General features: G+C 57.7%; 27 protein-coding genes. 19 read left to right on the plus strand and 8 right to left on the minus strand.

The annotated features are described in order from the left end of the window. From nuoI to GOV87_RS00600, 10 genes are read left to right on the plus strand one after another with little or no spacing between them, the layout of a single operon-like run. Complete coding sequence (gene nuoI / locus GOV87_RS00555) at positions 1–495, plus strand: NADH-quinone oxidoreductase subunit NuoI (RefSeq protein ID WP_170331439.1); 495 nt, start codon at positions 1–3, stop codon at positions 493–495. After that, positions 492–902 (plus strand): carboxymuconolactone decarboxylase family protein, encoded by a 411-nt coding sequence (locus GOV87_RS00560; RefSeq protein ID WP_171210464.1) that lies wholly within the window; start codon positions 492–494, stop codon positions 900–902. Before nuoI ends, GOV87_RS00560 begins: the two co-directional genes overlap by 4 nt. Next, the gene (locus GOV87_RS00565) at positions 899–1,501 is read left to right on the plus strand and encodes an NADH-quinone oxidoreductase subunit J (RefSeq protein WP_171120795.1); all 603 of its coding nucleotides are present in this window, start codon (positions 899–901) and stop codon (positions 1,499–1,501) included. The genes GOV87_RS00560 and GOV87_RS00565 overlap by 4 nt, the downstream gene beginning before the upstream one ends. A 4-nt stretch (positions 1,502–1,505) precedes the next feature. Further along, positions 1,506–1,811 carry an NADH-quinone oxidoreductase subunit NuoK gene (gene nuoK, locus GOV87_RS00570; RefSeq protein ID WP_050602759.1) on the plus strand — a complete coding sequence of 102 codons (306 nt, stop codon included), beginning with the start codon at positions 1,506–1,508 and terminating at the stop codon, positions 1,809–1,811. Positions 1,812–1,817: 6 nt separating this feature from the next. After that, complete coding sequence (gene nuoL / locus GOV87_RS00575) at positions 1,818–3,959, plus strand: NADH-quinone oxidoreductase subunit L (protein WP_171210465.1); 2,142 nt, start codon at positions 1,818–1,820, stop codon at positions 3,957–3,959. Next, entirely contained in the window at positions 3,959–5,503 is a 1,545-nt protein-coding gene (locus GOV87_RS00580; RefSeq protein ID WP_171210466.1) for an NADH-quinone oxidoreductase subunit M, read from the plus strand. The genes nuoL and GOV87_RS00580 overlap by 1 nt, the downstream gene beginning before the upstream one ends. Positions 5,504–5,518: 15 nt before the next feature. Further along, entirely contained in the window at positions 5,519–6,961 is a 1,443-nt protein-coding gene (gene nuoN, locus GOV87_RS00585; RefSeq protein WP_171120801.1) for an NADH-quinone oxidoreductase subunit NuoN, read from the plus strand. A gap of 54 nt (positions 6,962–7,015) precedes the next feature. Then, complete coding sequence (locus GOV87_RS00590; protein WP_171210467.1) at positions 7,016–7,765, plus strand: biotin--[acetyl-CoA-carboxylase] ligase; 750 nt, start codon at positions 7,016–7,018, stop codon at positions 7,763–7,765. Between the two features lie 11 nt (positions 7,766–7,776). After that, positions 7,777–8,556, plus strand: a complete 780-nt coding sequence (locus tag GOV87_RS00595) for a type III pantothenate kinase (RefSeq protein ID WP_171120805.1) — start codon at positions 7,777–7,779, stop codon at positions 8,554–8,556. Continuing rightward, positions 8,553–10,220 (plus strand): ribonuclease J, encoded by a 1,668-nt coding sequence (locus GOV87_RS00600; RefSeq protein WP_171210468.1) that lies wholly within the window; start codon positions 8,553–8,555, stop codon positions 10,218–10,220. The genes GOV87_RS00595 and GOV87_RS00600 overlap by 4 nt, the downstream gene beginning before the upstream one ends. Before the next feature lie 7 nt (positions 10,221–10,227). Here GOV87_RS00600 and GOV87_RS00605 read toward each other — a convergent pair whose 3' ends face one another. Together GOV87_RS00605 and GOV87_RS00610 are read right to left on the minus strand one after the other, a co-directional pair. Then, on the minus strand, positions 10,228–10,929 hold the full coding sequence (locus tag GOV87_RS00605; RefSeq protein WP_171210469.1) for an NUDIX hydrolase: 702 nt from the start codon (positions 10,927–10,929) through the stop codon (positions 10,228–10,230). Between the two features lie 25 nt (positions 10,930–10,954). Then, positions 10,955–11,353 carry a DUF983 domain-containing protein gene (locus tag GOV87_RS00610; RefSeq protein ID WP_171210470.1) on the minus strand — a complete coding sequence of 133 codons (399 nt, stop codon included), beginning with the start codon at positions 11,351–11,353 and terminating at the stop codon, positions 10,955–10,957. 192 nt (positions 11,354–11,545) lie between these two features. On the opposite strand from GOV87_RS00610, the gene GOV87_RS00615 reads away from it, so the two are divergent. Genes GOV87_RS00615 through GOV87_RS00630 form a run of 4 tightly spaced genes read left to right on the plus strand, consistent with a single transcriptional unit; the run spans position 11,546 to position 13,444 of the window. Beyond that, a complete protein-coding gene (locus GOV87_RS00615; RefSeq protein WP_171210471.1) occupies positions 11,546–12,013 on the plus strand; it encodes an EF-hand domain-containing protein in 468 nt (155 codons plus the stop codon). A gap of 6 nt (positions 12,014–12,019) precedes the next feature. After that, positions 12,020–12,634 carry an RNA polymerase sigma factor gene (locus GOV87_RS00620; RefSeq protein WP_171210472.1) on the plus strand — a complete coding sequence of 205 codons (615 nt, stop codon included), beginning with the start codon at positions 12,020–12,022 and terminating at the stop codon, positions 12,632–12,634. After that, the gene (locus GOV87_RS00625; protein ID WP_254428672.1) at positions 12,627–12,974 is read left to right on the plus strand and encodes a hypothetical protein; all 348 of its coding nucleotides are present in this window, start codon (positions 12,627–12,629) and stop codon (positions 12,972–12,974) included. Before GOV87_RS00620 ends, GOV87_RS00625 begins: the two co-directional genes overlap by 8 nt. Continuing rightward, positions 12,971–13,444: a periplasmic heavy metal sensor gene (locus tag GOV87_RS00630; RefSeq protein ID WP_171210473.1), complete on the plus strand. Its 474-nt coding sequence runs from the start codon at positions 12,971–12,973 to the stop codon at positions 13,442–13,444. The genes GOV87_RS00625 and GOV87_RS00630 overlap by 4 nt, the downstream gene beginning before the upstream one ends. A gap of 5 nt (positions 13,445–13,449) precedes the next feature. On the opposite strand, the gene GOV87_RS00635 is transcribed toward GOV87_RS00630, so the two are convergent. After that, complete coding sequence (locus tag GOV87_RS00635; RefSeq protein WP_171210474.1) at positions 13,450–14,832, minus strand: diguanylate cyclase; 1,383 nt, start codon at positions 14,830–14,832, stop codon at positions 13,450–13,452. A gap of 87 nt (positions 14,833–14,919) precedes the next feature. Between GOV87_RS00635 and GOV87_RS00640 the strand changes: the two genes are divergently transcribed. The 5 genes from GOV87_RS00640 (at position 14,920) to GOV87_RS00660 (ending at position 19,354) form a co-directional block, all read left to right on the plus strand. After that, positions 14,920–15,204, plus strand: coding sequence for a DUF3572 domain-containing protein (locus GOV87_RS00640; protein ID WP_171210475.1), 285 nt, complete (start codon positions 14,920–14,922; stop codon positions 15,202–15,204). Between the two features lie 25 nt (positions 15,205–15,229). Beyond that, positions 15,230–15,922: an HAD family hydrolase gene (locus GOV87_RS00645; RefSeq protein WP_171210476.1), complete on the plus strand. Its 693-nt coding sequence runs from the start codon at positions 15,230–15,232 to the stop codon at positions 15,920–15,922. Positions 15,923–16,043: 121 nt separating this feature from the next. After that, positions 16,044–17,603 carry a trimethylamine methyltransferase family protein gene (locus GOV87_RS00650; protein WP_171210477.1) on the plus strand — a complete coding sequence of 520 codons (1,560 nt, stop codon included), beginning with the start codon at positions 16,044–16,046 and terminating at the stop codon, positions 17,601–17,603. A gap of 120 nt (positions 17,604–17,723) precedes the next feature. Next, positions 17,724–18,308, plus strand: a complete 585-nt coding sequence (locus GOV87_RS00655) for a heme NO-binding domain-containing protein (RefSeq protein ID WP_171210478.1) — start codon at positions 17,724–17,726, stop codon at positions 18,306–18,308. Continuing rightward, a complete protein-coding gene (locus GOV87_RS00660) occupies positions 18,308–19,354 on the plus strand; it encodes a GGDEF domain-containing protein (protein ID WP_171210479.1) in 1,047 nt (348 codons plus the stop codon). Before GOV87_RS00655 ends, GOV87_RS00660 begins: the two co-directional genes overlap by 1 nt. A gap of 2 nt (positions 19,355–19,356) precedes the next feature. Here GOV87_RS00660 and GOV87_RS00665 read toward each other — a convergent pair whose 3' ends face one another. The 5 genes from GOV87_RS00665 to GOV87_RS00685 form a co-directional block, all read right to left on the minus strand. Beyond that, the gene (locus GOV87_RS00665; RefSeq protein WP_171210480.1) at positions 19,357–20,055 is read right to left on the minus strand and encodes a CbiX/SirB N-terminal domain-containing protein; all 699 of its coding nucleotides are present in this window, start codon (positions 20,053–20,055) and stop codon (positions 19,357–19,359) included. A gap of 72 nt (positions 20,056–20,127) precedes the next feature. Then, on the minus strand, positions 20,128–21,060 hold the full coding sequence (locus GOV87_RS00670; RefSeq protein WP_171210481.1) for an AEC family transporter: 933 nt from the start codon (positions 21,058–21,060) through the stop codon (positions 20,128–20,130). A gap of 61 nt (positions 21,061–21,121) precedes the next feature. Beyond that, positions 21,122–21,919 (minus strand): MBL fold metallo-hydrolase, encoded by a 798-nt coding sequence (locus tag GOV87_RS00675; RefSeq protein ID WP_171210482.1) that lies wholly within the window; start codon positions 21,917–21,919, stop codon positions 21,122–21,124. Beyond that, positions 21,916–22,722 carry a TatD family hydrolase gene (locus GOV87_RS00680; protein WP_171210483.1) on the minus strand — a complete coding sequence of 269 codons (807 nt, stop codon included), beginning with the start codon at positions 22,720–22,722 and terminating at the stop codon, positions 21,916–21,918. Before GOV87_RS00680 ends, GOV87_RS00675 begins: the two co-directional genes overlap by 4 nt. Continuing rightward, entirely contained in the window at positions 22,719–23,840 is a 1,122-nt protein-coding gene (locus tag GOV87_RS00685; RefSeq protein ID WP_171210484.1) for a DNA polymerase III subunit delta', read from the minus strand. Before GOV87_RS00685 ends, GOV87_RS00680 begins: the two co-directional genes overlap by 4 nt.

Genomic DNA, 23,840 nt, shown 5'->3' on the forward strand with positions numbered 1-23,840 from the left:
ATGACACAAATCGACTATACCCGCGCTGCCAAGTATTTCCTGCTGCAAGACTTCTGGGTCGGCATGAAGCTGGGGCTGAAGTATTTCTTCGCCCCCAAGGCCACCGTGAACTACCCGCACGAAAAAGGTCCTCTGTCGCCTCGGTTCCGCGGCGAGCACGCCCTGCGTCGGTATCCCAATGGCGAGGAACGTTGCATCGCCTGCAAACTGTGTGAGGCGGTCTGCCCCGCGCAAGCGATCACTATCGACGCCGAACCGCGCGAGGACGGCAGTCGCCGCACCACGCGGTATGACATCGACATGACCAAGTGCATCTATTGCGGCTTCTGCCAAGAGGCCTGTCCGGTCGATGCCATTGTCGAAGGTCCGAACTTCGAATTCGCGACGGAAACCCGCGAAGAGCTGTTTTATGACAAGGAAAAACTGCTCGACAACGGTGAACGTTGGGAAGCCGAGATCGCTCGCAACCTCGAAATGGACGCGCCGTACCGATGACAGACAGTCCGACAAATCCCTTTGAGCTAATGATGAAGCAGGCTCAGGACATGGCCAAGGCGATGAACCCGGCGATGGAGAATTTCTCACCGAAAGGGTTCGAGGCGCTGTGGCCGACCATGCCCAAAGAGGTCATGGAGATGATGTTCGGCAACACGGTCAACACCGACGGGCTGGACGCTAAGACCCGCCTTTTACTCACGCTGGCCGGGTTGACCTGTCAGGGCGCTCAGGCGGATTCAGCCGTGCGCCAGACTGTGCGCCATGCGCTCGAGGCGGGTGCGAAGAAACAAGAGATCGTGGAAACGATCGGTCAGATGTCGGTCATTGCCGGCATCCCGGCCATGACCCGTGCGCTGGATCTGGCGCAAGAGGCCATGGGCGACAACAAGGATGAGGATCAATGACCGTCTTTGCCTTTTACCTGTTTGCCATCAGCGCTGTCACCGGCGGGCTGTTCACGGTGATCAGCCGCCAGCCGGTGCACTCGGTGCTGTGGCTGATCCTGTCCTTTCTGTCTGCGGCTGGGCTATTCGTTCTGCTGGGGGCCGAGTTCGTGGCGATGCTGCTGATCATCGTCTATGTCGGTGCGGTCGCGGTGCTGTTCCTGTTCGTGGTGATGATGCTGGACGTGGACTTTGCTGAGCTTAAGGCCGAAATGGCGCGCTATATGCCGCTGGCGCTGCTGATCGGTCTGGTCATCTTGATGCAGTTCGTCATGGCCTTCGGCGCATGGGACAGCGCGCAAGGGGCGGCGGCCAATCTGGCGCAGCCAGTCCCAACCGACCGCCACAATACCGAGGCGCTGGGTGTCATTCTTTACGATCAATACTTCCTTTTGTTCCAACTTGCGGGCCTGATCCTGCTGGTCGCCATGATCGGCGCCATCGTGCTGACCCTGCGCCACCGTCAGGACATCAAGCGTCAGGACATCATCAGCCAGATGATGCGCGACCCGGCCAAGGCGATGGAGTTGAAGGACGTGAAACCGGGGCAGGGGCTATAAGACGATGATCGGACTCGAACACTATCTTACGGTCGCGGCGACGCTGTTCGTCATCGGCATCTTCGGTCTCTTCCTGAACCGCAAGAACGTCATCATCCTGCTGATGAGCATCGAACTGATGCTGCTGGCGGTGAATATCAACCTCGTGGCGTTTTCGAGCTTCCTCGGCGATCTGGTCGGGCAGGTGTTTACGCTGTTTGTCCTGACCGTTGCGGCGGCTGAGGCGGCGATTGGACTGGCCATTCTGGTCTGTTTCTTCCGCAACCGTGGCTCGATCGCGGTTGAAGACGTCAATATGATGAAGGGGTAAGGGAACATGGAAACCACCATCCTTTTTGCCCCGCTGGTGGGCGCGCTGATCTGCGGGTTCGGCTGGAGGTTCATCGGTGAGAAAGCCGCGATGTGGACCGCGACGGGCCTTCTATTTCTGGCCTGTCTGCTGTCGTGGATCGTGTTCTTCTCGTTCGACGGCGTCACTCAACAGATCGAGATCATGCGCTGGATCGAGAGCGGATCGCTGTCGACAAGCTGGGCCATTCGTTTGGACCGGCTGACCGCGATCATGCTGATCGTGGTGACGACTGTTTCGGCGCTGGTGCACCTGTATTCCTTCGGCTACATGGATCACGACCCGCAATGGCGCGAGGGCGAGAGCTATAAGCCGCGTTTCTTCGCCTATCTGTCCTTCTTTACCTTTGCCATGCTGATGCTGGTGACGGCGGATAATTTGGTGCAGATGTTCTTCGGTTGGGAAGGCGTGGGCGTCGCGTCCTACCTGCTGATCGGGTTCTATTACCGCAAACCAAGTGCCAATGCGGCGGCGATGAAAGCGTTCATTGTGAACCGTGTGGGGGACTTTGGTTTTGCGCTGGGGATTTTCGCGCTGTTCTTTCTTACCGACAGCATCAACTTTTCGGACATTTTCGCCTCGGCCCCGGCTTTGGCCGAAGAAAAACTACACTTCTTGTGGGGCGAATGGACTGCGGTTGAAGTGATCTGCGTCCTGCTGTTCATCGGTGCGATGGGTAAATCGGCGCAGCTGATCCTGCACACATGGTTGCCGGACGCGATGGAAGGCCCGACGCCTGTTTCGGCCCTGATCCACGCAGCGACAATGGTGACGGCGGGCGTGTTCCTGGTTTGCCGCATGTCGCCGCTGATGGAGTTCGCGCCGGGTGCGACCGGGTTCATCACAGTGCTGGGCGCGACGACTGCGTTCTTTGCCGCGACTGTGGGTCTGGTGCAGACCGATATCAAGCGCGTCATCGCTTATTCGACCTGCTCTCAGCTTGGGTACATGTTCGTGGCCGCAGGCGTGGGCATGTATTCAGCGGCGATGTTCCACCTGTTCACGCACGCGTTCTTCAAGGCACTGTTGTTCCTTGGTGCGGGCTCGGTGATCCACGCCATGCATCATGAACAAGAGATGACCGAGTATGGCGGGCTGCGCAAAAAGATCCCCTATACGTTCTGGGCGATGATGATCGGGACGCTTGCCATTACGGGGGTCGGCATTCCGCTGACGACCTTCGGATTTGCAGGTTTTCTGTCCAAGGATGCCATCATCGAGAGCGCTTATGCAGGCGGTTCGGCCTATGGGTTCTGGCTGCTGGTGGTCGCCGCTGCGTTCACATCCTTCTATAGCTGGCGTCTGATTTTCCTGACCTTTTACGGCAAACCACGCGGCGATCAGCATACACATGATCACGCGCATGAAAGCCCGATGGTCATGCTGGTGCCTTTGGGCGTGTTGTCTCTGGGTGCGGTCTTTGCGGGCATGATCTGGTACGGCAACTTCTTCGGTCACGCGGACAAGGTCGGCAAGTTCTATGGCATCCCGGTGGCTGAGGCGTCGGAACATGCCGAGGCTGGCGATCACAGCAGAGCCGACACGCATGGCGATGAAAGCCACGCCGACGATGGTCACGGCGATGCGCATGCAGATGACGGTCATGGTGAAAAGGACGCCCACGGCGATCACCACTACGTCTTCGCGGGAGAGCCGGGCGAGGGCGCGCTGTATATGGCACCGGACAATCATGTGCTGGACGACGCGCATGCTGCTCCGAAATGGGTCAAGGTATCGCCTTTTGTGGCCATGCTGCTGGGTTTTGTTGTGGCCTATTGGTTCTACATCGTGAACCCGTCCCTGCCGGGACGTCTGGCGCAGAACCAGCGCCCGCTGTACCTGTTCCTGCTGAACAAATGGTACTTTGATGAGATCTACGATGCGATCTTCGTCAAACCCACCGTGGCGATCGGCCGGTTCCTGTGGAAACGCGGCGATGGCAACACCATTGACGGTTTCCTGAACGGGATTGCCATGGGCGTTGTTCCCTTCTTCACCCGCCTCGCAGGCAAGGCGCAGACGGGCTACATCTTTACTTACGCCTTCTGGATGGTCTTGGGTATCGCAGCCCTTGTCACCTGGATGTCGATCGGCGGAGGCGCACACTAATGGATAATATCCTCTCGATCGTTACCTTCATCCCCGCTGTGGCGGCAGGCATTCTGGCCCTGTTTCTGCACGGCGATGACGATGCCGCGCAGCGCAACGCGAAATGGGTTGCGTTGGTGGCGACCACGGTGACGTTCCTTGTTTCCATCGGCATCTATACAGGCTTTGACCCATCCAACACCGGCTTTCAGATGGTGGAAGAGGGTGAGTGGCTGCTGGGCCTGAAGTACAAGATGGGCGTGGATGGGATCAGCGTTCTGTTTGTGCTGCTGACCACCTTCATCATGCCGCTGACCATTCTGGCCAGCTGGAACGTGACAGACCGGGTCAAGGAATACATGATCGCCTTCCTGCTGCTGGAAACGCTGATGCTGGGCGTGTTCATGGCGCTGGATCTGGTGCTGTTCTACCTGTTCTTCGAGGCAGGCCTGATCCCAATGTTCCTGATCATCGGTATCTGGGGCGGTTCGAACCGGATTTATGCAAGCTTCAAGTTCTTCCTCTATACCTTCCTCGGTTCGGTGCTGATGCTGGTTGCGATGGTTGCGATGTATGCGGATGCGGGCACCACGGATATCGAGGCGCTGATGAGCCATCAGTTCTCGTCTGAGGGGTTCAGCGTGCTGGGCGTCTACATCGTTGGCGGAATGCAGACGCTGATGTTCCTGGCATTCTTCGCATCCTTTGCGGTGAAGATGCCGATGTGGCCGGTTCATACGTGGTTGCCAGACGCACACGTTCAGGCCCCGACGGCGGGCTCGGTGGTGCTGGCGGCGATCTTGCTGAAGATGGGCGGCTATGGCTTCTTGCGGTTCAGCTTGCCGATGTTCCCAGTGGGTTCGGCGGTGATGACCGATCTGGTGCTGTGGATGTCAGCGATTGCGGTTGTCTACACCTCGCTGGTGGCGCTGGTTCAGGAGGATATGAAAAAGCTGATCGCCTATTCCTCGGTCGCGCATATGGGTTTTGTGACCATGGGCATCTTTGCGGCGAACCAGCAGGGCATTGATGGCGCGATCTTCCAGATGATCAGCCACGGCTTCATCTCGGCGGCGCTGTTCCTCTGCGTCGGCGTGATCTACGACCGGATGCACACCCGTGATATCGACGCGTACGGAGGTCTGGTGATCCGGATGCCCGCCTATGCGCTGGTCTTCATGCTGTTCACCATGGCTAATGTCGGCTTGCCGGGCACCTCGGGCTTTATCGGCGAATTCCTGACCCTGATGGGCGCGTTCCAAGTGAACACATGGGTGACGGCTGTGGCTGCGACCGGCGTGATTTTCTCGGCCGGGTATGCGCTGTGGCTTTACCGTCGGGTGGTCTTTGGCGATCTGATCAAGGAAAGCCTGAAGGCGATGACAGACATGAGCTCGCGCGAGCGGCTGATCTTTGCGCCGCTGATCGTGATGACGATCCTGTTGGGCGTTTACCCGTCGCTCGTGACCGATGTGATCGGCAACTCGACCGCGGCATTGATTTCGAACTATGACACGGCTCTGGCCGCGGCAGAGGCCGTGACCCAGACAGCCGCTTCGCATTAAGGGGGCTTTGGAGACATGATCCAGGCTGATCTGACGATAATCCTGCCGGAAATAATTCTGGCCGTATATGCGATGCTGGCGCTGATAGGGGCGGTCTATACATCAAAGGATGGGCTGGCACCCGTTTTGGTGTGGTCTACCGCTGGTTTGATGGCCTTGCTCGCGATTTGGATCGCGACGAACGGTGATGGCACCAATGTCGCCTTCAACGGTATGTTCGTGGACGACGGGTTCGCGCGCTTTGCCAAGGTTGCGATCCTTCTCTCTGCTGCTGCCGTTCTTTTGATGAGCCAGGATTATATGGCGCGGCGCGGCTTGCTCAGGTTCGAATACCCGTTGCTGGTCGCTCTGGCCGCAGTGGGCATGATGATGATGGTCAGCGCAGGCGACCTGATGTCCCTTTACATGGGGCTAGAGCTGCAATCCCTGTCACTTTATGTCGTGGCCGCCCTGCGCCGTGACAGTGCGAAATCCACGGAGGCCGGCCTGAAGTATTTCGTTCTTGGTGCGCTCAGCTCGGGACTGCTGCTGTACGGTGCGTCGCTGGTTTATGGCTTTACCGGGACCACGCTGTTCTCGGGCATTATCCAGACGGTACACCACGGAGATGTTTCGGTTGGGCTGCTGTTCGGCCTGATCTTCCTGATCTCGGGTCTAGCGTTCAAGGTCTCGGCGGTTCCGTTCCACATGTGGACGCCGGACGTCTACGAAGGCTCACCCACGCCGATCACCGCATTCTTTGCTACGGCACCAAAAGTGGCAGCGATGGCGCTGTTTGCGCGTCTGCTGCATGATGCCTTTGGCGGAGTGGTCAAGGATTGGCAGCAGGTGATCGTCCTGCTCTCGGTCCTGTCGATGTTGTTGGGCGCAGTTGCGGCCATTGGTCAGCGCGACATCAAGCGACTGATGGCGTTTTCGTCGATTGCCCATATGGGCTATGCTCTGATTGGTCTTGCTGCGGGTACGGAATTGGGCATCAAGGCGATGCTGATGTATCTGGCGATCTATGTGACCATGAATATCGGCACCTTCGCCTTTATCCTGATGATGGAGCGTGACGGCAAACCCGTCACCGATATCGACGCTTTACGTCAGTTTGCAAAGCGTGATCCGGGTAAGGCGCTTGCTGTTTTGATCCTGATGTTCAGCCTTGCAGGCGTGCCCCCGATGCTGGGATTCTTCGCCAAGTTCGGCGTCTGGCAGGCTGGCGTCAGCGCCGGGTTGACCGGTTTGGTGATCGTTTCTGCCATCGCTTCGGTTATTGGGGCGTTCTACTATCTGCGGATCGTTTTCTACATGTATTTCGGGGCCGAGAATGATGAACCGGTCGAAACCCACTCTTCGCCCGTGTTGTGGACTGCTCTGATGGGGTCGGCGGCGCTGATGCTGGTCGGGGTCGTATATCAGTTTGGCATCGAAGGCGCGGCTGCGGCTGCGGCGGCAACTCTTGTCAACTAAGATGCGCATCACACGTTTTTGGAGGGCTCGGTCAGCAGACCGGGCCTTTTTACAATGACCCAATGGCCGCAAGGATATGGCCTGCATATTCTGCAGGAGGTCGACAGCACGCTGAATGAGGCGGCCCGGATCGCTCCAACCGCGCAGGGGCCAGTCTGGATTCTGGCGCACCACCAAACAGCGGCCCGAGGGCGACGGGGCAGGGCCTGGGCCAACCCCAAGGGAAACCTGGCGGCGACCCTACTTTTGCGCCCCGAAGGAAACCCGGAACAGGCGGCGTTACGCAGCTTCGTGGCGGCGCTTGCACTATTTGATGCCTGTGTCGCCGTCACCGGGCGCGCGAGTGGTTTTTCCCTGAAGTGGCCGAATGACGTGTTACTGAACGGCGGGAAATTGGCGGGGATCCTGCTGGAAAGCACTGGCCACGGGCACGGTGTCTCGCATCTGGCTATTGGGATCGGCGTGAACCTGTCCGAAGCGCCCCTCCCGCATGCGGTTGAACCAGGTGCGGTGCGTCCGGTTTCCTTACTGTCAGAAATGGGTGTCGACGTCACGCCAGAAGACTTTTTGACGGAACTGGCTGCTGCGTATTCGAAATACGAGACGCAGTTTGTGACCTATGGGTTTGAGCCGATCAGGACGGCCTGGTTGGACCGTGCGGCCCGGTTGGGTGAGGTGATAACCGCCCGTACCGCAACGTCCGAGTCGGTTGGGACCTTTGAAACAGTGGACGCGGGTGGCAACCTTGTCCTAAACACCGCCAAAGGCCGCGTCAGCATTCCGGCGGCGGATGTGTTTTTCTGAAGGAGGCTCAAATGCTTCTGGCAATTGACTGCGGCAATACGAATACGGTGTTTTCGATCTGGGACGGGGAAACCTTTCTGTGCACCTTGCGCACGTCAACGCACCACTCTCGGACGGCGGATGCCTATTTCACATGGTATTCCACGCTAGTGAAACACTATGGTATTGAGGCGGACATTACAGACGTGGTTATCGCCTCAACCGTGCCGCGCGTGGTGTTCAACCTGCGCATATTCGCAGACAGGTTCTTTGGCTGCAGGCCGCTGGTGGTTGGTAAACCCGAATGCCTGCTGCCCGTTGCCCCACGAATTGACGAAGGCACCATTCCCGGACCTGACCGGCTAGCCAATGCGGTCGGCGCGTTTGACCGTCACGGCGGCGATGTCGTCGTCGTTGATTTCGGAACAGCCACGAATTTTGATGTGGTCGCCTCGGATGGAGCATATGTCGGTGGGATCATTGCGCCGGGCGTCAACCTGAGCCTTGAGGCGTTGCATCAGGGCGCGGCTGCGTTGCCGCACATCGACATTACCCGTCCTGACAAGGTGATTGGTACGAATACGGTTGGCTGTATTCAATCCGGCGTGTATTGGGGCTATTCGGGATTGATCGAAGGGTTGATTGCCCGCATCAAAGCGGAATACGGAATGCCGATGAAGGTCGTTGGGACCGGTGGACTTGCTCCGTTGTTCGATCAGGCCGACGTTGGGTTTGACGCGATCGAGGATGACCTGACGATGCACGGCCTGACTGTAATCCATCGCTATAACAAGGAAAATGGCTCAACATGAGCAGTGAACGACTGATCTATCTGCCGCTGGGCGGTGCAGGCGAAATCGGCATGAATGCCTATGTCTACGGCTATGGGAAGCCGGGGCAGGAGCGTCTGATCCTCGTCGACCTTGGGGTGACGTTCCCCGATATGGACACAACGCCGGGCATCGATCTGATCCACGCCGATATCTCGTGGCTGCAGGAACAAGCGGATCGTTTGGATGCAGTGTTTGTTACCCATGCCCACGAAGACCATGTCGGCGCGGTTGCGCATTGTTATGAGGCTTTGGGCGCACCGATCTATGCCCGCGCCTTTACCGCGAATATTGCGCGCCGCAAGATGGACGAGCATGGCCACCCAGAAGACGCCGTGCGAACGGTTTCCGCCTGGCCCGAGCATGTATCGGTGGGCCCTTTCAAGGTCGCGTTCTTGCCGGTCTCACACTCGATCCCCGAAAGCGCGGCGCTGGTCATTGATACGCCCGAGGGGCGGATCGTACATTCCGGCGACTTCAAGCTGGACGCCAATCCGGTTGTAGGTGAACCTTTCGACCCCGACCTTTGGGCCGAAGTCGCCAAGCCCGGCGTTAAGGCATTGGTGTGCGACAGCACCAACGTGTTTTCCCCTCATGACGGTCGATCGGAATCCGAGGTCGGACCTGAAATTACTAGACTGGTAGAAAGTGCCAGCAGCATGGTTGTGGCAACGACCTTCGCGTCGAATGTCGCCCGGGTGAAGACGCTCGCAGAGGCGGGGCAAAAGGCTGGGCGCTCGGTCGTTTTGCTTGGCCGGGCGATGCGTCGCATGATCGAAGCTGCAACCGAAACCGGAATTCTGTCGGACTTTCCGAAAGTGATCAGCGCGGAAGAGGCGGTGGATGTGCCGCGCCAAAACCTGATGCTGATTGTTACGGGCAGTCAGGGTGAACGCCGCGCCGCAAGCGCGCAACTGGCGCGTGGAAAATACCGCGGACTGGAGTTGAAAGAGGGCGATCTGTTCCTGTTTTCGTCCAAGACAATTCCGGGGAACGAGCGGGGTGTGATCTTCATCATCAATCAGCTCAGCGAAAAAGGCGTGGATGTCGTGGACGACAGTTCGGGCCTGTATCACGTTTCGGGCCACGCGAACCGGCCAGACCTTGAGAAAGTGCATGCGCTGATTGACCCGCAATTCGTCATTCCGATGCATGGTGAGCATCGTCACCTGCGAGAGCACGTGAAACTTGCCGAAGCGGGCGGTCGGACAGGTGTTTTGGCCGTGAACGGCACTATGCTGGACCTGACCGGCAATGCGCCAAATGTGGTGGATTATGTCGAAACGGGCCGGACTTATCTGGACGGCACCGTCAAAGTCGGCGCTTTGGATGGCGTTGTGCGCGACCGAATTCGAATGGCGCTGAACGGTCATGTGACTGTTACGGTCATTCTGGACGAAGAAGATGAACCGCTGGGCGAGCCATGGTGCGATACGATGGGATTGCCTGAGTTGGGAACCTCTCGTGCTGCCTTGGTTGAGGTTCTTGAAGAAGATCTGAACCAGCTCCTCATGCGCGCCGATGCCAAGACTCTGCGCGACGACGACAAGCTGGAAGAGGCAATGCGTCGAATTGTACGTCAGACGGCCAAGGCAGAGATCGGCAAAAAGCCCGAAGTCACCACTGTTATCAGCAGGATGAAGTAAGCGACGGTCAGTCGCTTTCGGGCATCGGATAACCTTTGAGCTTTAGAAATAGGCTTTCCTCTTCCCGATTCAGCAGGAAGGGGACCGATGTCGGCGGCGCGGTGTCTGTCACCCGCGCCGTGATTTCGGCCAGGACAACTTCGGTTATGAAGGGAAGATCGAACTCGCGCGCGCGTTCCAAGGGAACCCATTGCAGATGGGACAGCTCGTCAGACGCGCGGCTGAAGTCATCCAAATTTCCTTGAATTGCTGAAGCATCGACAAGGAAAAACCGCGCATCAAACCGGCGGGGACGCCCAGGAGGGGTCACAGCGCGGAACACGAACTGCAACGCCTCGGCGGCCGGGCGATAGCCCAGTTCAGCGAAACCGGTCCAATCCACTGGGGCAGGCGTAGGCCAAGCTTCGGGGTGGCCCAGAACCAGCCCGGTTTCCTCCCACAATTCACGAATTGCAGCGGCGGCGAGCGCGTTTTGCAGGTTCGGCTCGGACCTTTCTGCCAGACGGTCCTGACACAGGGTTGGCATGTCAGAGGCCAGAGGGATCTCGGCATCTTCTTTGTCGACCGCGCCACCGGGGAACACGAATTTGTTGGGCATGAACGCAGCTTTGGCTCCGCGTTGTCCCATCAGGATTGACGGATTTGTCATACGGTCGCGCAGAACGATGACCGTCGCCGCGTCGCGGATCGCAGTTTTGTCAACTGTCATACTTTGAACACCTGTATCGTCGGGGTCATTGCGATTTTTCAAACCCATGCATACGGCGCGCCCATTGATAGGCGACAACAGCACCTTTCAAACGCGGCAACAGGAACAGGGACAATGCCGTGCATCCAATCGCGAATATCAGGAACATCGTCAAAGGCTCGGGCCGCCAATGCACGTATGAGACATGCAGCGCCGGTGCCAGTAGATGCCCGACCAGCAGAATCGTCAGGTAAGCCGGGCCGTCATCCGCCCTGTGGTGAAACAGTTCTTGCCCGCAGGACGAGCAAGTGTGGTTCACCTTCAGATAGTCGTGCAACAGCTTTCCTTCACCGCATTTTGGGCAACGGCGACGAAAACCCTTGGCCAAAGCCGGCCAAGTGGGCCGGTCTTCCTGAGCCGTGGTATCGATCGTTTGATCTGTCATCATGATACTCGCGCGTTCCGATTTGTGGGATATTGCGCATGTTTTGACGTGTAGAAAAGGGGGGTGCGTCGCTTTGTGTCCTTAAAGGGAGTGATGTTTTTTTTTGAAATTCTGCGACGGAACCCACGCGCAGCGGCGTTTGAACCTATGTGAGCAGCGGCAACGACGCCGCACAAACAAAGGAAAACCGATATGAAAAGCGCGAAGTTTATCCCGGCGATTGTTCTCTCGGCTGTCGCGATTACAGGCACCTCGGTTCTGGCGGCAGGTCAGCGCGGTCACGAACCTGTGACGTTTGAGGAATTGGACGCGAACAATGACGGGCAGGTTACGCCGGAGGAAATGCAGGCCCATCGAAGCCAGCGGTTCCTGGATGCGGATGCCAACGGAGATGGTCAACTCAGCGTCGAAGAGATGCAGGAGGCCAGCCAGAAGAAGGTGAACGAACGTGTCTCGAAGATGTTTGAGCGGCACGATGCCAATCAGGATGGCTTTCTGAGCGAGGATGAGTTGCCCAAACCGCGCCGCGCTGACAAGATGTTTGACCGTATAGACGCGGACAATAGCGGTGTGATTTCGGAACAGGAATTTGCGGATGCAAAAAACAAGATGGGTCGGCACCACAAGAAACGCGACAAGGGTGGTTCTGACGATAGCTGATGCGGAATGCAGGATCTGACCTCTTCACTGCAGGATGTTCGTGGTGCGGCCTGCACCGCGAACACGCTCAGCGATGATGCCCTGTTGGGTCAGTTCGCCCGTGGCGACGCAGCGGCCGCGCGCGTTCTGACCGACCGGCTTGGACCGCGAAGTTTTTCGGTTGCCCTTCGGATGCTGGGATCACAGGCAGAGGCGGAAGATATCACGCAAGAGGCAATGATGCGCCTTTGGAAGATGGCCCCGGATTGGGTTTCGGGGCAGGCAAAGGTTTCAACATGGCTGTATCGCGTAACGATGAACCTGTGTGTGGATCGCCTGCGCAAGCAAAAACCTGACCGTCTGGCCGATGTTCCAGAGCCAGAAGATGGTCAGGCCAGTGTTGCCGAGCGTATGCAGGACAAAGCCCGTAAGGATGCGCTTCAGGTGGCCTTGTCACAACTGCCCGAGCGACAGCGACAAGCCGTTGTTTTGCGGCACATAGAGGAATTGCCCAACCCCGAGATTGCCGGGATCATGGGTATTTCTGTAGAAGCGGTCGAGAGCCTGACCGCGCGCGGAAAACGGAGCTTGGTGGCCATTCTGTCCGATAGGCGTGGTGAATTGGGGTATGACGATGACTGAAGACGAAAAGCAACTGGATCAGTTATTTACGCAAGCCCGTCAGAACCGACCGGAGCTGCCGGATACACTTGCAGTACGCATCCTGACAGACGCCGAAGAAGTGCGTTTGGGTCAGAAGACGCCCGCAGGCAAACCCGCTCGTTCGCTTTGGACGCGGATTGTTGATGGCGTCGGAGGCTGGCAGGGCATGGGGGGGCTGGTCGCGGCCAGTGCAGCGGGTGTGTGGATCGGCTTTGCCGCTCCGGGCTTTTTGCCGGACCCCGCCACCTACATTTATGGGCAGGAAACGAGCTTTGTTCTCGCCGACCTCGATACATCATTTCTGGAGGACACCGAATGAGCGATAGTCCACAACCCAAGCGTCGGTGGATGCCGATCCTGTTGGCCGTGTCCCTTGCGCTCAATCTTTTGATTGTTGGGATGGCTGTCGGAACCGTTCTGCGGGTCAAAGGCAACGATCACGCCAAGGCCCCGCCCGGGTTTGGCTCTGCTCTTTATCGCGCGTTGCCGAAGGATGATCGGAAGGCTTTGCGGGGTGATCTGTCGGATCGGCACAGAAAAGGGTCAAGCAGCCGCTCCAGGGATTTCGCAACGCTGAATGAGGCATTGCGCGACGATCCCTTTGATCCTGTGGCCGTTCAGACGCTGTTGTCCCGACAGGCGCAGTCCATGGCCGATCTGCAAGTTGCTTTACAAGAGCAGTGGCTTGACCGCGTCACGTCGATGACCAGCGACGAGCGTCTGATTTATGCTGATCGTCTGGAAGAGGTCGTTCGTCGCGGACCGCATGGCCGCAAGAAAAAGGACTAATGGTTTCAGGCAGCACATTGTCTGACCCGCACCTGATTTCTGCCTGCTTTCTTTGCAGCGTACAGGGCGGAATCCGCTGACCGGATCAAGCCATCCAACGGCGCAACAGAGGACTTTTGAGGTTTTGTCGCGATAAGTCCGATACTGATTGTGACCTGTACCAATTTCCGATTGTCCGGGGGTGAAAACGGGGACTGACGGATGCAGTCACACAAGGTTCGGGCGATGGAAAGGGCGCCAGATTGTGTTGTTTCCGGCAGGCCAATCAGAAATTCCTCTCCGCCGATGCGCGCGACGAAACCGGCTGATCCAATCGCGCGTTCCAAACGTTTGCCCGCTTCGGTCAGCACAAAGTCACCAGCGACGTGACCGTAACGGTCATTGATCGATTTGAAATGATCCAAATCCGCCAGCATCACCGCAAAACCCTTGTTGGCTTGGGATGACCTGCGCGCAATTTGATCCATGGCGTGCATGGCATACCGGCGATTGTGAAGTCCGGTCAGGGGGTCGATCCAGGATTCGGCGACCCCGCGATACAGCGATGCACGCATCTGATCCAATCGGGATTTCCGGGCGATTTGATTTTCAAGTCGCAACGCAACTTCGTCGGCGCAAAATCCGCTCTGGCAAATCGCATCCACCCCGCGATCAAGCGCGTCGGCGGCAAGCTGCGCGCCGTCCTGAGGCAGAACGCCAATCAGAACCGTTCGCCTTGTACCGACCCTTGATCGCAAGTCGGCTAGGGTGCTTAGGGCCTTTGGGTTGATTTCAATGACAATTGCATCGGGCAGAGGGCCTGACAAAAGCCCCTGCAAATTCGAACAGGTATGCGTGGCCAGCGCGTGCCGCGTTTTCCCGGACAGTGCCTTGTGCCACAGCGCGCTTGTCTTGGTGGATTGTGTCAGAACCGCAACCCGGGCAGGCTTTTGTGCTGGCGTGAAACCCGTTGCGGGTTCGGCAAACCCTATCGGTTGCGACCCACTGCCTATTCTGAGTTCCTGAGTCTCGGCGCGTGAACGCAAAAGGCTACGGACCCGGGCAAGCAAGAGAGAGTCCTTGAAAGGTGGGGCAATGACATCATCCAGCCCATCCGTAAGCGCTTTCAGTCTGGCCGCCTTGTCGTTCTGGGCAGCAATTGCCGCCACTGGCACATCGGCAAGGTCTGGATCGGCTGCCACTAGTTTCTTGACTTCTGCCGCCGTGCCATCCGGCAGGGATTGCGCGGTCAGCACAAGGTCCGGGCGTGTGCGCCGCAACAGCCCGGCCAGACCGTCCAGCTTTTCGGCCTGCACAACGTGATACCAGGCCGCCGTCAGCTGAACCTTCAGCATGATGCGATTGGTCGAGGTCCCGTCTAGGACAAGGATGGTTCCCTGAACCGACATTTGTGTCACCGTTGATTGCATGCGTTGCCAAAGTGTTTATGAGTCTGGTTAACAAACCCTTTCCAATATCTGATCCGGGGCAATTTAATGGTAATATCTGCCCAATCCGCTGAAACTTTGGCCTTGAACGTGCTGGGTTGGCTCGTTGGGAACGAGGAATTGCTGCCGGTTTTTCTTGGGTCAACCGGGGCGTCCGTTCAGGATCTAAAAGACCGGGCAGAGGATCCGGATTTCCTTGGGTCGGTACTTGATTTTCTTGTGCTTGACGATTCGTGGGTGATGTCCTTTTGTGACGCCAATTCTGTGCCTTACGAACTGCCCGGTCAAGCCCGCGCAGTTCTGTCTGGCGGCGCGGACATGCACTGGACCTGAAGCTTTTTCCCTGCGGGAGCACGTAATGCCCATTGATGCGATTTTGTTCGACAAGGACGGCACTCTGTTTGATTTTGCGAATACGTGGGGTGCTTTTGGGCGCAACGTGTTGCTGCGTTTGGCGGATGGAGACAATCAGCGCGCGGCGGAATTGGGCCGCATCATCGGGTTTGATCTGGAATCCGTGACCTATTCCGAAGACAGCATTGTGATCGCCGGAACCGTGGAAGAGGTGGCAGACGTCCTGGTTCCGCATCTACCCGACATGGAACACGAAGAGCTGATTGACTTGCTGAACGTAGAATCCGCCTCAGCGCCACAGGCCCCTGCTGTTCCCTTGGCGCCTTTTCTGAACGGGTTGCGCGATGCGGGGTTAAAACTGGGTGTGGCAACGAACGACGGTGAGATGCCCGCGCTCGAGCATTTGGCTTCGGCCGGGATAAGAGAACATTTCGATTTTGTCGCAGGATACGACAGTGGACACGGATACAAGCCCGGGCCGGGACAGCTTTTGGCCTTTGCTGCACATGTCGATGTCGCCCCCGAGCGGGTCGCGATGGTTGGCGACAGTCTGCACGATCTACAGGCCGGGCGCGCTGCGGGTATGACCACAATCGGAGTTCTGACCGGATTGGCCCCGGCCGAGATACTGGCACCATTTGCGGATGTTGTATTGCCCAATATCGGGCATATCCCGGGCTGGCTGGCCAAGGACTGAACGAAGTCGGGTCAAAATCGCCGATCTGAGTGTTGAAACCGACATAGCTTGTCGCGGACAGAGCGGCTAGCCTTCCGACTTCGGGGCTTGCTTAAAGCAACGCCAGTTTCGGGAGGGTCCAATGGCCGACACAAAAACGCGCAGACGCCGCAGCGGTGGACGTGCAGGTGCAGCCGAGCGCAGAGGCACCGCCGTGATTGATCAGATGCCGTGGAATCCACCTGTCAATATCGACAACCCCACCGAACCTTTGGATGCTGCCGGGATCGAAGCGATCCACGAAGGCGCAATGCGTATCCTCGAAGAGATAGGGGTCGAATTCTACAACGAAGAAGCTATCGGCATTCTGCGTGAAGCCGGGTGTACAATTGACGGCGATAACGTCCGAATGGGGCGGGATTTTGTGATGGAGATGGTGGGAAAAGCGCCGTCATCCTTCTCGATCACGCCGCGCAACCCCGATCGTAAGATCGAAATCGGGGGCAGGAATATGCTGTTCGGGAACGTATCCTCTCCGCCAAATTACTGGGACATGGAGATTGGAACCAAGGTTCCGGGCAACCGCGAAATGTGCCGGAATTTGCTGAAGCTGACTCAGTATTTCAACTGCATTCACTTTGCCGGGGGATACCCGGTGGAACCGGTCGATATCCACGCCAGTGTTCGGCATCTGGACGTGTTGTATGACAAGCTGACCCTGACGGACAAAGCCATGCACGCCTATTCGCTGGGCAAGGAACGGGTTGAGGATGTCATGGAGATGGTCCGCATCGCAGGAGGCCTGACCCATGAGGAATTCGAGGCCGAGCCTCGGATGTACACCAACATAAACTCGACCTCACCATTGAAGCATGATCATCCGATGATTGACGGATGCCTGCGGCTGGCCCGGCGCGGTCAGGCGATTGTTGTCACTCCGTTTACATTGGCTGGCGCCATGGCGCCCGTAACGATGGCCGGGGCCGTAGCACAGTCTTTGGCCGAGGCGCTGTGCGCGATTGCCCTGTTTCAATACGTGCGGCCGAGCATTCCCTGCGTCATCGGCACGTTTACCTCGAATGTCGACATGAAGTCCGGTGCGCCTGCGTTTGGAACACCGGAATACATGCGCTCCACCCAGATGACAGGGCAGATGGCCCGGTACTATGGCTTGCCCATGCGGTCCTCGGGTGTGTGCGCTGCAAACGTGCCTGACGGTCAGTCTGTTTGGGAGACGTCGAACTCTTTGTGGGCTGCCGTGCAATCGGGGACGAACATGGTTTACCACGCCGCTGGCTGGCTGGAGGGCGGGCTGATCGCCAGCCCCGAAAAGTTTATTATGGATTGCGAGGTCTTGCAGCAAATTCAAAGGTATATGCAGCCCGAGATCACGGCGACGGGACCTGATGAAATCGCATTGGAGGCAATAAAAGCAGTCGGAAATGACGGCCATTTCTTTGGCATTCAGCATACACAGGACCGCTACACCACAGCATTTTATCAACCCTTCCTGAGTGACTGGAAGAATTATGAAGGATGGAACGTCGCTGGTGGTGTCTGGACGGCCGAGCGCGCCCATCACAAGTTCAAAGAGATTATCACCAGTTTTGAGCCGCCGGCGATTGACGACGGGATTCGGGAAGAACTTGCCGAGTTCGTTTCGCGCCGTAAGGCTGAAGGCGGCGCGCCAACAGATTTCTAGGCAGAGGCGGGCCTTTTCACATTGAGACTAGGCTGAATTCTACCTATCGGGCTGGCCATCTTGGCTTTTTGTTAAGGTTTCTCGGAGCAGACTACGCATGTAACCACTTTGGGGCATCTCATGCATGGTCTGATTAATCGGGCGGTACAGTCATTTGTTTGCGAGACCTACGGACAATCGTGCTGGATAAACGTGACCGAGGCGGCTGAACTGGGATTTTCCGAGTTTGAGGCCATGCTGGTCTACGATGACGAAATGACCCTGAGTGTTCTGGACATTTTATGCGCGAAGCTAAAGCGGCCGCGCGGGGAACTGCTTGAAGACCTTGGCACCTATCTGGTCTCGCATCCCAAAATGGAAGGGTTGCGCCGTCTTCTGCGGTTTGGGGGCGAAACTTATGTCGAATTCCTGCACTCGCTCGATGATTTATCTGACCGCGTTCGTTTGGCGGTCAGCGATCTGACCTTGCCTGTGCTCGAGTTGAGAGAGGTGTCGCCTGCGGAGTTCCAACTCTACTGCTATCCCGGCTTGAAAGGGTATTCGAGCGTTATGGTCGGGGTCTTGCGTGCCATCGCCGACGACTATGGTGCCTTGGCGATGCTGTCCCATGCAGGGACCGAGGGAGAGGTTGAGGTTATTTCAATTGTTCTGATCGAAAGCGCGTTTGCCGAGGGGCGACAATTCGATCTGGGGGCGCGCGGTTGATGATGGAAGCATCGGATCTTTCTTCTTTGCTTGGACTATTGTGCCCCATGTTTGTGCTTGTTGACGAACAGGGACAATTCACAAGCGTTGGGCCCACTTTGCAAAAGCTCCGCCCCGAGCAGCCCATGCAAGGCCAAGGCTTTTTGGACCTGTTCGAATTGGTTCGCCCACGCTCAATCACCACGACTGCTGCATTGTTGTCGCTGGCAGGTGCCAAACTGCACCTAAAACTACGGGACGAACCACGCACCGCGTTAAAGGGGTTGGTTGCACCGCTGCCGGGGAACAAGGGCGCGATCATCAATCTGTCCTTTGGAATTTCGATTCTGGATGCCGTGCGTGATTATGCCCTGACCAGTGCTGATTTCTCGGGAACCGATCTTGCAATTGAACTGCTGTACTTGGTCGAAGCCAAGTCAGCCGCGATGGAAGCATCACGTTCCCTGAACCTGCGCTTGCAAGGTGCCATGCTTGCGGCTGAGGAACAGGCCTTTACGGATATGCTTACCGGTTTGAAGAACCGAAGGGCTATGGACGTTCTTCTGGGTCACATGGCGTCGGGCAATGCACCATTTGCGTTGATGCATCTGGATCTGGATTTCTTCAAGTCCGTGAACGACCGACTTGGGCACGCGGCAGGTGATTTTGTTCTGCAGCAGGCAGCGCGCATCATGGAGGAAGAAACCCGCAGTGACGATATGGTCGCGCGCGTCGGCGGAGATGAGTTTGTTATAATTATCAAAGGCTTGACTGACGAGGGAGTGTTGTCCTCAATTGCGGGCCGTTTGATAGACAGGCTGAGGCAACCGACGGTATTCGAAAGCGAAACCTGCAGGGTATCTGCTAGCGTTGGCATAGCCTTGTCGACCCAATTCAGTAGCTTGAAGGCTGCAGAAATCCTTAAGGCTGCTGATCAAGCTCTGTATGACGCTAAACGATCTGGCAGATCCCGCTATAGCTTTTTCTCACCACCAGCAGGTTCGATAACCGATCCCCCAAAATTGCAGGGTTCCCCACAGCCGCGGTCCGGTATCTCTGGGCAATAGTGCTAGGTGCCCCCGAAGGCTTGCGAAAGTACGTTGGCAATCTGACGCTTCACGCGGGGAAGTTCGCCGACAACGGGCAAAACCCGGCCCTTGAACGCAGCGCGATCCAACTCCTGCGGGACGTCTTCCAGAACGTGGCCCCCGGTACAGGCAAAAAATGGCAGGCAGAGGGCCTTTGCCCCTGTGCCCTGCGCGGCCTCGGAGATGGAGGGTGGTTCTTCCACAAACCCGACCCGGATTGAGCGAAAATCTGTCAATTCCTCGAGCTTCTTGGCGAAATCTCGGGCAACTTTGGACGGGTTGCGGCTGCGCCCAGAGCCATGCGCGGCCAATACGATATCGGTGGTTGAGGACACCCATTTTAAATCCGTAACCGCGTCGCCTAGTGTGTCTGCAATCAGCGAAGGCAGGATGGCGTCGGTACCTAAAGGGTCAAGAACGCGCAGCGGCTGTGCCCCAAGACGTTTGGGCAGGGCGCTTGTGACAAACCACCCTTTCGCCATGAACAGTGGAAAAACCACTGTGTCATCGGGCAAGTCCTGTAGTTTCACCTCAAGCGCGCCGGGTGCCGCCAAAGTCGCTGACGTCACCGTAACGCCGTCGCACATCCCGTTTACCTCGGTCGCGTATCGGGCAAGCGCGGCTTCAGCGGGATCTGGATCAGAGGGCTGACCATGAGCGACGATAAGGGCGTAGGGCATGAGGGCCTTCCCGTTTTGAGTTATCGAAAGGTGTGTTGTACCGGGGCAAAGTCAACATGCATTTGGATAGAGTTAGCCCAACAACATGAGCCAGAACCAGACCGTAAGTATAGACGCCCCGGTTCCAACCAAAACCGACGACGCGGCGACTCTTTTGGCCCGCCCATACATGTTGGCAAAGATGTAGGCATTGAACCCGGGCGCCATTGCCGCGTTCAGAACGCCCGATCGAAACAAGTCCTGTGGTAAACCGACGGTGGAGCCGAATAGCCAGACAAGACTGGGGTGCAGCATCAGCGACACGCCGCACACAAAGGCAATCGTGCGGAGGTCGCCTTCGGGCTTGTACTTGACCAGAACCCCGCCCAACGCGAACAGCGCCCCTGGAAGGGCGGCGCGGGTCACAAGGCCAAGGGCTTCATCCACAACGGCAGGAACCTGGATCCCGGACAGGTTGACGGCAAAGCCCAACGCGATCCCTAAGATCAGAGCGTTTCGGAACATCGCCGATAGAACCGAGCGCACCATACGAGTGCCACCGTGCCCACGATTGCGGATGAACTCCATCACCGTGATGCCCACGCAATAGCAAAAAGGCGAGTGAAACGCGATAATCGCGTAGTTTCCGGTCAGGTTTTCGGGGCCATATGCGCGCTCGGTAATTGGCAGGCCCAGTAGAACTGAATTCGAAAATAGACAGCAAAATCCGATGGCGACACAGTCTTCCCAATCCCTGTTGAACATCAGCCGCGCGCCGAACAACCCGGCGCAGAAACACAGTGCCGCCGCTGTATAGAAACTGGCCAGCAGGCGCGGATCGAAACTGGCGCTGAGGTCAAGATTGGAAATAGCAAGAAACAGCAGGCATGGGATCGCAAATCCTTGGGTGAACTTCATCAGCCCGTCGACATGGACCTCTTTGAAATACCCAAGTCGGGTCGACGCATAGCCAGCCCCGATAACCAGAAATACCGGAAGGATAACGTTGATCAGGGATTGCAGCATCTAAGGCTCCACCGGGGTCGCCAACCGGGGCGAGGATATGGCAGAGCAAGTCGTCAGGGCCTTACAGCGCCTGATGTATCACCATGCCGTCATAGGCTGGTGCGATGTGATCCGCAGTTTCCGCATCGACTGTGGCATAATCCAGGTCGATATGCATGTTGGTTAGGACGGCCTTCTTGGGTTGCAACTTTTCAATCCAGCCCAGCGTTTTTTCCAGATGTGCGTGGGTAGGATGCGGAGACCGGCGCAATGCGTCGATAACGAGACAGTCCAGCCCTTCCAACATTGTCCACGCATCGTCGTAAATCTCGGCTACGTCGGGCAGGTAGACAAGATTGCCCATTCGAAAGCCTGAAGCGTCAATCGACCCATGGTTCACTTTGAACGGATGAAAGGGGATCGGACCGCCGGGGCCTGTAACCTCGAACGGGCCATCAATGGTTTTCAGGTCGAGAATGGGCGGGTACGGCGAATTTTCGGGCTGAATAAAGGCATATCCGAAGCGACCCAGCAGATCGTTCTGAGTATCTCCGTCAGCCCAGACGGGAACACGCTCGCGCATGTTGAAAACGATCATGCGTAGGTCGTCGATGCCGTGCACGTGGTCAGCGTGGGAATGGGTGTAGACCACTCCGTCCAGACGGCCCGTGCCTGTATCCAGCAACTGACTGCGCATATCGGGGGTCGTGTCGATCAGAACCGAAGTCGTCCCTTTGGGTCCGTCGCGTTCAACCAGCATCGAGCAGCGGCGACGGATGTTGCGCGGATTGTCGGGGTCACATGCGCCCCAGTGACCGCCCAGTCGCGGGACGCCGCCAGAAGACCCGCAGCCAAGGATCGTACAGCGCAGTTCCGTCATGCAGCCGCCTTGTAAGTTGCGGCCTTTGTGAACAGCCGGTCAAAATTTGCTTGCGTCTGTGCCGCGAATTCCGGGTACCCCATCCCGAAAACTTCAGCCCCTTTTCGGGCGGTATGGGCCGTATAAGCCGGTTCGTTACGCTTGCCGCGGAATGGGGGTGGCGCCAGATAAGGCGCATCGGTCTCGACAAGGATGCGATCGACCGGGGCGCTGGCGAATATGTCCCGAAGGTCCTGGCTTTTGGGGAATGCAGCGATGCCGGACATGGAAAGGTAAAATCCCAGATCCAATGCGGCCTTGGCCAGTTCCGCCGATGATGAGAAGCAGTGCATCACGCAGGAATAGGGCGCGTTGCGATATTCTTCGCTTAGAATCCTCGCCATATCATCGTCAGCCGCGCGGGCGTGGATGATCAGCGGCAAGCCTGTTCGCTGCGCGGCTTCGATGTGGATACGCAGAGATTGCTTTTGTATTTCGGCACTGTCAGCGGTGTAGTGATAGTCCAGCCCGGTCTCCCCAATGCCCACGAATTTGGGGTGCCGGGACAGTCGCACCAGTTCATCAACGGTAGCTATCGGTTCATCCGCGGCGCTCATAGGGTGCGTACCAGCGGCGAAAAAGACCGGAGCATGTGCTTCTGCGATCGCGCGGATGGTGGGTTCATTGCGCAAACGGGTACAGATTGTGACCATCCGCGTCACGCCTGCTTCGGCTGCGCGGGCCACGATTTCGTCCAACTGGCCATCGAAATCAGGGAAGTCCAGATGACAATGGCTATCTGTGATTTGGGGCGTATCGCTCATGTGCTCTGACCGGCGGTTTCCTGTATCTTGAACACCGTATCTAGGACCAGCGCGGCAGGGTCAAGGTTCACCGCTTGACCATGTCGCGTGCGGGCCGTGATCAGGGCTGCGGTATCCGCCCATTGACGCGCCATATGTGGGGACGCGGACAGGCGTGACAGGACTTCCGCCTCGCCCGGCGCGGCCTCTGGCATAGGGGGGGCACCAGTTGCACCCGTCAGGGCAAGCCGAGACAAAGCAATGTCTATCAAAGTCAGCAACAGCTCAAAACGCTCGGCCGCGCCGCGTTGGGCTGCGGCCTCGGCCAAGGCCAAGGCACGCTGACGGTCCATTCTTGGAATCGTGCCCAAAATGGCGATGAGTTCTGCGTAAATGTCCAGGCCACTCAAGTTGATCAGGCGAACGGCACTGCCCACAGAACCAGCGGCGAGAGCGGCCAGATGATCCGGGTTGCTTGGCGGCTCGGCCCCGGTTTGTGCCAAAGCCGTCATCATATCTTCGGTGCCCAGCGGTGACAGCCTGAGCGTTCGGCACCGCGACCGGATTGTAGGCAACAGCCGCGATGGTTGGTGCGAGACCAACAAAAGCGTGGTGCGGGCAGGGGGCTCTTCGAGCATTTTCAGAAGGGCATTGGCTGCGCTGACATTCATCTCATCCGCAGAGTCCACGATGACAACGCGCCGCCCACCGTCGGCTGAAGAAAGTCTGAAGAACTTGCCCAGCTTACGGATATCTTCGACCACGATTTCGTTTCGCATCCTGCCGCGGTCGTTCTCGGACCGGGTGACCGAGGCAAGTCCAGGCTCAGCCCCGGCCAGAATGCGATGAGAGACCGGGTGATCCTCGTCAATATCCAGCGTTTCAGGTTGTGGGGGCGCTCCGAAAAGGCCATCCTCTTCGGCTGGAGGTGTCGCCAGCAAGAACCGTGCGATGCGCCACGCCAAGGTCGATTTCCCCACTCCGCGAGGGCCGGTCAGCAACCAACCATGGTGCAGTCGTTCCGAGTTGTAGGCCGTCAGAAAGGCGTTTTCGGCCTCGGCCTGCCCGAAAAGCTGCCGGGTTTCGCGCGGGTGTGGGGCACCGGGTGCCTGATCCGGGGGCGGGGTTTCGTCGCTCAT

This window comes from Ruegeria sp. HKCCA5426 (genome assembly GCF_013034585.1).
In the GTDB taxonomy this organism is placed as follows: domain Bacteria; phylum Pseudomonadota; class Alphaproteobacteria; order Rhodobacterales; family Rhodobacteraceae; genus Ruegeria.